1 protein-coding gene is annotated in these 1,890 nt (G+C 76.8%); it reads left to right on the top strand.

What is annotated here, in order from left to right; all coding sequences use genetic code 11:
* Nucleotides 1-1,268 precede the first annotated feature (1,268 nt).
* Nucleotides 1,269-1,775, top strand: coding sequence for a nuclear transport factor 2 family protein (locus ACWGIU_RS36945; RefSeq protein ID WP_453712446.1), 507 nt, complete (start codon nucleotides 1,269-1,271; stop codon nucleotides 1,773-1,775).
* Nucleotides 1,776-1,890: the final 115 nt, after the last annotated feature.

Below are 1,890 nucleotides of genomic sequence, written 5' to 3'. Positions count from 1 at the left end.
CGCGTATACGGGCCTGTCACCCCGCCGACCGGTGTGACCACCCGCGGGAGCCGGACGAGGGCACGGGGCCCGTGCCCGTGCGCAGGACACGCCGCCGGCGATCGGGACGACCCGCGGCACGGCACGGTCCTCACGGCCGCGCCCCGCACCCCGACGGCCCTGCGACCGGCCGGAAGGCCGCCTCGCCCGCGACCGGGACCGCCGCCCTCTTCCGCTCACGGACCCCGGCCCGGCCTGAGCCCGCCCCGTGGCGTACCGGAGGACGAGCACCCGCCGGCAGAGGCCAAAGGACAGAGGCCGAAGGACAGAGGACAGGACCCCAGGGCGGAGGCCGCGGCGCGCCCCCGGCCCGCACGGCACCCCCCGGCAGTCCGCCCCACAATGGGATCAGGGCACGCACGCGGCCGATGCGCGGCCGACCTGCCGCCGATCCGCGGGTGTCCCGGCCGCGCCGGCTGAGAGGAACCCCCTCAAGCGCGCTGAGACGTCGCCGGCCGCGCGGAGGACGGGGGCCTTCGTCGCGGTCGCCGTCGCCCTGTTCTGCATCCAGCTCGACTTCTTCGCCCTCAACCTCGCCATCCCCGGGATCGCGGCGGAGCTCGGCGTCACGGTCTCGGCCGCGCAGTGGACGCTGTCCGCACCTGCCCGGCGCGTGCGGAGCACCGCAACACCCCGGTGAACCCACGGTGGCTGCACCTCGGCGGCCCGCGGCCGCGCGCAGGCGGCGAGGGCGCGGGGACGGGACGCCCCCCGCCTGGACCGATGGACACGGCGATGGCCCTCCTCACCGGGTACCGCACCCCGCCCGCCCCGGCCATCGCCTCGTCGGGGTCCACGACGCCGACGCCTGCCTCAGCGACGGCGCCCCCACCGGCCCGGCCCGTCAGCACACCGTCGGCGCAAACGCCACCTGTACCTGGTACCTGTACGGCCTCCGGCCCGGCGTGAGGGCGGAGGCCGCCATCCGCATCCGGGACGCCCCCGCCGGCCGGCGTCGAGAGGCCCCCGGGTGGAGCGTACGTCCGCCGGCACACCGGGCCCGGAGACCCTGCCTCCGCCGAGCGATGACGTCCGGTGGCCCCTCCGGCACCTGCCGGACCGTCCCCGCGGGAGACGGGCCGGGGATGGACAGGTGTGGGCAGTGCTGGACAGCCACCGGCTGCGCAGGGCCTGGAGAGTGGACACCGCCCGACACGAGTCTGTGCCCCATGAAGGCCGCGACACGACGGCCGGCCACACCACCCCCGCACTCTTCAGGAGCATCAACCATGACGTCCCGCACGCTCCGTACCCTTACCGTGCTGACCGCCACCGCCGCCCTCTGCGCCACCGCCTCCACCGCCCACGCCGCACAGGACACCGGCCGGCGCACGCCGGGGACCGCCGCCGCCTGGGCCCGCGCCTGGAACGGCACCGACCCCCAGGCCCTCGGCGCCCTGTTCACCGCCGACGGCACCTACACCGACGAAGCCGTCGGCATCACCTTCCGCGGCCGGAAGGAGATCGCGGGATGGAAGGCCCGCGCCGACACCCTCATCGACAACGTCCACGTCACCATCCGCACCACCCGCCTCGACGGCGACCGCATCACCGTCCGGGCCGTCTACTCCGGCCACCTCAAAGGCGCGCCCAGGCCCTTCGCCGTACCGATGACCACCGAGCTCGACCTCGACAGGAACCACTGCCGGATCGCCGCCGACCGGGACCACTACAGCCTGGCCACCGTCCTCGCCCAGTCGGGCCTGCCCGCCGACTGGACCCCGCCCACCCACTGATTTCCCGGTACCGGCACGGCCCGGCACGGCCCGGCACGGCCCGGCAGGGGCCGGACGGGGCCGGACGGGGCGGGCAGGGCGGACCGGCGCGGGCGCGGCGGGCGCCGGCGGGCCG

The organism is Streptomyces sp. NPDC054840, assembly GCF_053611065.1.
The sequence above is the reverse complement of the archived record's forward strand: the minus strand, read 5'-3'. Positions and strand labels throughout refer to the sequence as shown.